Source organism: Ancylomarina euxina (assembly GCF_003863355.1).
Classification (GTDB): domain Bacteria; phylum Bacteroidota; class Bacteroidia; order Bacteroidales; family Marinifilaceae; genus Ancylomarina; species Ancylomarina euxinus.
The window spans coordinates 103,947-111,102 of record NZ_QQWG01000014.1 but is presented as its reverse complement, the minus strand read 5'-3'; the positions used below and the strand labels follow the sequence as shown (position 1 = coordinate 111,102).

The following is a 7,156-nucleotide window of genomic DNA, read 5'->3' as shown; positions in this document are numbered from 1 at the left end:
ATTATTTTGAGAAATATTTTCTCTCCCTTTTTCAACTCTCGCCGTTTTCCTTTACCAGACTTCTAAGAACTTTTTCGCTATTTAAGCGGCTGCAAATATAAGAACTTTAATTCCTAAACTGCAAATCTTTTTTCGTTTATTTTTTAATTGTTTTTTACCAAGATTACTCAGTGTTTACAAGCATTACAAACGGGTCAAAGATCAACGCCTCTCTCTTAAAGCGAGTGCAAATATAGACTTTATATTCCCAACTTTCCTAATGATTTTTTAACGTTCATCCAAAATAATACTTAATAAACTGAAAATCAAACCTACTTTTTTTTCAAAATAAAGAGTCAGACAAGCAATTTACAATATTTATCAGAGAAAACCCACCCTATTACAGAAGATTTCTTTCTAAATTACCAATAACTTCATCCATATTAATCGTAGGATTAACTCTTAAAAATCCATGAAGCTTTGCCAGACTTGATTTAATAAAGGTTTGATGAGATTCGGAGGTCACATTGAAAGGTCTATGATTAGCTGCTAAGATAAATTTCTCCACCTGCTTTTGAATTTGTTTAGACTCCTCAGAAAGATATGTTTCTAAAAATCTTTGCCATATATATTTAATTGCTGAATTACTTATATGCAACATATCGTCAGTATAAAAGCGGTAATCACGTAATTCGTCCATTACGATTTCATAGGAAGGAAAATAAGATACCTGATCGAACAATTCACTCAACTGCTCAACAGCTAACAATAAAGTAGCCTTACTTAGCTGATTCCCATTGGCACCATCTTTCCAGTGACGAATAGGACTCACGGTAAAAACAACTTTAATTTTAGGATTAAAAACCAAAAGTTCAACAAGCAAGTCTTTATATATAGATACAATCTCATCCACATCTAATCGATATCGATTAAAATCCTTAGCTGGAAGTTTGTGACAATTAGATACAATTTTACCAGAACTTAATAATTCATAAACCCAAGCTGTACCAAAAGTGATGAATAAGAAATCAGCCTCCTTTAATTCTTGTGAACTCTTCTTTATACTATCATTAATATCTGAAAGACATAAAGACAGATCAGAATTTGAGAACTTACTATGATGATAAAAACTAAACCAAAGGTCGTTGTGAAAGTTCAGGTCATCCTCAAGAAATTCCTTCTCCTCCATTAGCAATCGCAAACTACTACAAACACTAACTGGGTTGTAAATCACACCAAATGGATTAACATCGACTTGGTATTTATACGATTTCAATTGAGCTCCAATGTTTTCAACAAAACAGGAACCCATCATCACAGCATTCTTTTGATATCCAAAATCAAATTCTGATCTAGGAATGTTCACTTTTGTTCTAAACAAATCATCATTCATAGCGACACAAGTTATTATAAGGAAGGATTTACATTCTTATGAATCCAAGCTAAAATTAGATCAAAGACCTCATCTTTACAAGAATCGTTATGCAATTCATGAAAAGCATTATCAAATACATGAAACTCGCACAACTGACCTGCTTTTCCAGCAAATTGATGACTTGCTTGGTGAGATGTTATTTCATCAGCAGTGCCATGTAAAAGCAAAAGAGGTCTAGTAACAACAGATTTCTGATTTAATAGACTGCATCCCGCTTGATAAGCTTGATAAAATAGTCGGAATGAAACCCATGAATGCACTAAAGTATCATTCTTATAATTTTCCACAACTATTGGATCGTGAGAAAGGAGATTAGAATTCAGTTTTGTTTTCAAACTAAGTTTAGGGAACCATTGAGAAAACAACTTCACAATTGGAATAAGAAATTTTGGTGGCGATTGCTGAGCAATCAACCAAGGTGAGGTCGCAATAACAGCCTTATATCTGCCGTCTCTATTATATAAATGAGTTAAAACCTCACCTCCCCCCATACTATGTCCGTAAAGAACTATTGGAGTATTCGGAAAAAGTTTCTCACAATGGGATAAAAGTAAATCAATATCGTCGAGCAATACATTAAATGAAGGAATAACACCTCTTTTCCCTTCGGATTGACCATGACCTCTTTGGTCGAAAGTGACAAGAGCTATATTATTTGAAACAAATCTTATTGCCCAAGCATCATATCTTGAACTATGCTCCCCTATTCCATGAATCAAACAGATAACACAATCTGGCGATAGATCTGGCTTCCACATTTGAGAAAACAACTTTGTTCCATCGGCTGTTATAATATACTTTGAATCACGAGTCATAGCTAGCAGGTTTTATTCTTCAAGAAAATTTAAATTACGTTTTAAGCCCTTAAACTTCGTTCTTTTTACCGCAGAGTTCTTGAACAAACTTCCAAATTGATGTGCATCCATTTCAAACCAATCCTTTTTTGACAAGGACAAAATATCAGGGTTTGGCTTGAATGCTTCTACAGAATGTGGCTTAACCATTCTATTCCAAGGACAAACATCCTGGCAAATATCACAGCCAAACACCCTGTTTTCGAATTTCCCCTTCATCTCCTCAGGGATATCACCTTTCAATTCTATGGTAAAATAAGAAATACACTTGCTTCCATTCACGACATTAGGGGCAACAATAGCAGAGGTCGGACAAGAACGAATACAGCGATTGCAACCTCCACAAAAATCAGGATAACTTTCGGAATTGTATTCCAAAGGCATATCGATAAGCAATTCTCCCAAAAACATAAAAGACCCCAGTTTTCTATTTAGAAGAAGTGAATTTTTCCCAATCCAACCCAGACCAGCTTTACGAGCCCAGGCATGTTCTAATATTGGGGCTGAGTCTGCAAAGGCACGTCCTTGTGTTTCGCCAATCTCTTCGTTTATATATGCCAACAAAGCATTCAACTTTTCTTTGATCACAAAATGGTAATCTTTTCCATAGGCATATTTTGCCAAGACTGGTGCATCGGGATCTTTCTGAGTATGTTCGGGGAAATAATTAAGAGCAACAACAATAATCGACTTAGTATTTTCAACCAAAAGTCGAGGATCGAGACGCTTGTCTATATTATTGGCCATATAACCCATCTCTCCATAATAGTCCTTATCCAACCAATCCGTGAAACGATCTTTTTCTTCAGAGAGAAAATCGGCTTCAGCAATACCACAGAGGTCGAAACCAAGTTCTTTGGCCTTATCTATTATAAGTTGGGATTTTGTAGCTAGGCTTAAATTCATCATACGAAGATAGTGAATTCCGGTATCTGGTGAATAAGTACAATTATTATTTAACTATTTGTAAATTAAAGACCACACAAGCTCCTTCCCCTCGCACACTCGGGAACTCCTCCTTAAAATAAAGAGGAGAAATATTACAATTTATACTAATAAGAGGTGGTCATATAGATAGTATGCGCAAGGGATTATAGTGGAAAGCCCACAGCGAGGTACGAGCGAGGACTTGAAACGTAAAGCCCGACCTGAGGAACGAAGGTTGCGCCCTATAAATTTGGCATCTGGTTATCGACATTTTGAAATCGGATTACAAATCCGAAACTCAATACCTCAGATTACAAATCTACAGGAGCAAAAAAAAGGACCGTTTTAAAAAAACAGTCCTTTATATTTTATAGAAAACCCAATTCGAGTTTTGCTTCTTCAGTCATCATATCTTTATCCCAAGCTGGATCAAAAGTCAGAACGACCGTTACATCGTTAATTTGAGGCAAAGCTTTCACTTTTTCGTTCACCTCTTCAAGAATTTGATCAGCCATTGGGCAGTTTGGTGCAGTAAGAGTCATCAAAACTTTCACTTCATCATCTTCGTAAACGTCAATTTCGTATATCAATCCCAAATCGTAAATATTCACAGGGATTTCTGGATCGTAAATCGTTTTTAAAATCTCTACGATAATTTCTTCTGTTTGTTTTCTACTCATCTTTCTGAGATTTAAGGTTTGAGATTCGAGATTTGAGAATTATCTTTTCAAGTCTAAGCCCTCACAATCCATGATTACTAGTTATTCGCCTTATGGTTGAATGCCAAACCGTACATTTTAATTTGTTTCACCATAGAAACCAATCCATTTGAACGTGTTGGAGATAAATGCTGTTTCAATCCAATCTCATCGATGAATTTTAAGTCAGCATTCATAATTGCTTCAGGAGTTTGATTATTGAATACTCGTATTAATAAAGCAGCAATTCCTTTCACAATAATAGCATCGCTATCGGCTTCAAGTTTCACAACGCCATCTTCCAATTTGGCATTGAACCAAACTTTTGACTGACATCCTTTAATCAAATTCTGATCTGTTTGATATTGAGCTTCTAAACCAGAAAGGTCTGTTCCCAATTCAATTAAGTATGCATATTTATCCATCCAGTCCTCAAAACCAGCGAACTCCTCAATGATTCCTTCTTGTATTTCGTTTATGGTCATTTCTCCAATCATTTGTAATTTTCAAGAGTGACTCAGTAAATAGAGCCCGTTTATTCGGCTACAAAGTTATAATTATTTAAGAAACAATTTAAGCATGCTTGACCCCAAACATTTTACAAACTTTCTCGATTCCTGCAAGTAGTGCGTCAATTTCCTCTTTTGTATTATAAAAAGCAAAGGATGCACGTACGGTGCCTTCAATACCAAAATGCTGCATCACAGGTTCGGTACAGTGTGTTCCGGTTCTAACTGCAATCCCCATTTGATCTAGCAACATACCCATATCATAGAAATGAATCCCTTCGACTAAGAAAGAAATGACAGAGGTTTTATTCTTAGCTGTTCCGTATATTTTCAGGTTAGGAATCGCATTGAATTTCTCAGTTGCATAGGCTAATAACTCTTGTTCGTAGGCATCAATAGCATCCAAACCAATCGCCTCAACATAGTCGATAGCTGCTCCAAGTCCAATTATATCGATATAATTAGGAGTCCCTGCTTCAAATTTAAAAGGCAACTCGTTGTAAGTGGTTTTTTCAAAAGTCACCTCTTGAATCATCTCACCTCCGCCTTGCCATGGCGGCATTTCATTTAAGAACTTCTCTTTACCATATAATACCCCTACTCCTGTAGGACCGTATAATTTATGACCAGAAAAGGCTAAGAAATCTGCATCTAAGGCTTGAACATCAATTTTCTTATGCTGTATCGATTGTGCTGCATCGATAAGAACCGGCACATTTTTCGAGTGAGCAAAATCAATAATTTCCTTAATCGGATTGATTGTTCCTAGTGAGTTTGAGATATGATTGACTGCTAAAATTTTTGTTCGATCTGTAATTAGTTCGTCCAATTTCTCAATCATTAATTCACCATTATCGTTGAAAGGCAAAACTTTTAGACTTGCTTTCTTTCGCTGACAAAGCATTTGCCAAGGTACGATATTAGAATGATGCTCCATTTCTGAAACAATCACTTCATCGCCCTCAGAAATATAACATTCTCCAAATGAGTTGGCAACCAAGTTCACACTCTCGGTAGTACCTGCAGTGAAAATCACTTCGTGAGAGTGAGCTGCATTAATAAACTTCTGAACCTTAATACGAGCATTCTCTGCTCCTTCAGTCGATTTATTACTTAAATAATGAACACCACGATGAATATTAGAATTGTATTTATTGTAATATTCCACCATCACATCAGTTACCTGAGTAGGTGTTTGGGTCGTTGCTGCATTATCGAAATACACCAATGGTTTTCCATAAATTTTTTCAGATAAAATAGGAAAATCCTGACGTAGTTTAATTGGATCTAAACTCATTTTTTTCAATTAATGATTAGTGATTAGTAATTGATAATTATTAATCACTAATTGTCACATTGCTATTGGTTACAAGCTATCGCACAAGTATTACATTTAGAAATCTCGCCTCTCAATCGCTTCTCGACTAATTCGTCAATACGATCTTTAAGAGCATCAATTCTAATTTTTTCAATAATCTCGTGAGCAAAAGCAAACATCAACATCATGCGCGCCTCCTTTTCGTTAATTCCTCGAGCACGTAAGTAAAACAAGGCGTCGTCGTCCATCTGACCAACAGTGGCACCATGACTACATTTTACATCATCGGCATCGATGATCAACTGAGGCTTGGTATTAATTACAGCCGTATCAGACAATAATAAGTTGTTATTTTTCTGATAAGCTTCTGTTTTTTGTGCATCACGACGAACATGAATTTTTCCAGTAAATGCAGCGGTCGCTTCATCATCCATTACGCCTTTAAAGTGCTCGTTACTCACACAATTAGGTTTAGCATGGTCTGCAAAAGTGAAATTATCAACATGCTGATTACGATCCATCAAATACATACCATATGTATGATTTTCGCAATGCTCGCCATCGAATAAAGTGTAATGATTGTTACGAATCATTCCTCCATAAAGAGAAAGCGTGTTGCTCAATACATTTGAATTCGCTTCCTGACGGATAAATACCGAATTAAGAATCGTTGCATTCAGATGCTGATTTTGCAATGTATATAAATCGAATATTGCATTTTTAGCGACATTGATCTCACTTACTGTATTCGATAAGTATTTACTATGGGTTAAGGTATGATCACAGAAAATTAGTTTTGCCTGAGCATTTTCTTCAATCACAACCAGATTTCTCTGAGTCGCCATTAAATCGCGATCGGAACGTAATAGGTTAATCACCTGAATAGGTTTTTCAACAACTACATTTTTAGGCACGTAAATAAATACACCATCTTTAGCCAAAGCTGTATTTAGTGCAACAATACCTTCCTCATTTGGCTTGGCATATTTCCCATAGTGCTTATCAAAGATTTCGCTATGTTTTTCGGCTGCTTCTTGCAAGCTACAAACAATAACACCTTCAGGAATATCAAGTTTTCTATTCTGATTGTAATACCAACCATTCGAAAGCAAAACCAGATTGGTATCTAACTCAGGAACGTCGCAGTAGAACAACTCATTTAAGTCACCCATTACGGTTCTGTATTGCAAATCTACCGTATAAGGATGATCGAATGCAGGAACTAAATTTGTGTACTTGTAATTTTCGTTGGCAAGAGTTGGAACACCCAGCCTTTTGAATTGCTCAAAGGCTTCCTCTCTTTTTGTATTCATGAATTTTGAAGACTTGTCGTCAAGAAGAGATTTCCCCTGCTCAAACAAATCTGCAAAATCATTATTTATGGTATCTATAGACATAATGTACAATTAACGATTAGTGTTTGACAATTAGTGATT

Annotated in this window: 7 protein-coding genes; all 7 read right to left on the bottom strand. The window is 35.9% G+C overall.

The features are described 5' to 3' along the window. Nucleotides 1-379: 379 nt before the first annotated feature. Nucleotides 380-1,372 carry a GSCFA domain-containing protein gene (locus DWB61_RS13195; RefSeq protein ID WP_125031382.1) on the bottom strand — a complete coding sequence of 331 codons (993 nt, stop codon included), beginning with the start codon at nt 1,370-1,372 and terminating at the stop codon, nt 380-382. A gap of 14 nt (nt 1,373-1,386) precedes the next feature. Next, entirely contained in the window at nt 1,387-2,229 is an 843-nt protein-coding gene (locus tag DWB61_RS13190) for an alpha/beta hydrolase (protein WP_125031381.1), read from the bottom strand. 12 nt (nt 2,230-2,241) lie between these two features. Then, entirely contained in the window at nt 2,242-3,174 is a 933-nt protein-coding gene (gene queG, locus DWB61_RS13185; protein WP_125031380.1) for a tRNA epoxyqueuosine(34) reductase QueG, read from the bottom strand. 389 nt (nt 3,175-3,563) lie between these two features. Then, a complete protein-coding gene (locus DWB61_RS13180) occupies nt 3,564-3,875 on the bottom strand; it encodes a metal-sulfur cluster assembly factor (protein ID WP_125031379.1) in 312 nt (103 codons plus the stop codon). Between the two features lie 77 nt (nt 3,876-3,952). Beyond that, entirely contained in the window at nt 3,953-4,378 is a 426-nt protein-coding gene (locus DWB61_RS13175) for a SufE family protein (RefSeq protein WP_125031378.1), read from the bottom strand. 88 nt (nt 4,379-4,466) lie between these two features. Next, nucleotides 4,467-5,699 (bottom strand): aminotransferase class V-fold PLP-dependent enzyme, encoded by a 1,233-nt coding sequence (locus tag DWB61_RS13170; RefSeq protein WP_125031377.1) that lies wholly within the window; start codon nt 5,697-5,699, stop codon nt 4,467-4,469. 62 nt (nt 5,700-5,761) lie between these two features. Next, the gene (gene sufD / locus DWB61_RS13165) at nt 5,762-7,117 is read right to left on the bottom strand and encodes a Fe-S cluster assembly protein SufD (RefSeq protein WP_125031376.1); all 1,356 of its coding nucleotides are present in this window, start codon (nt 7,115-7,117) and stop codon (nt 5,762-5,764) included. Nucleotides 7,118-7,156: the final 39 nt, after the last annotated feature.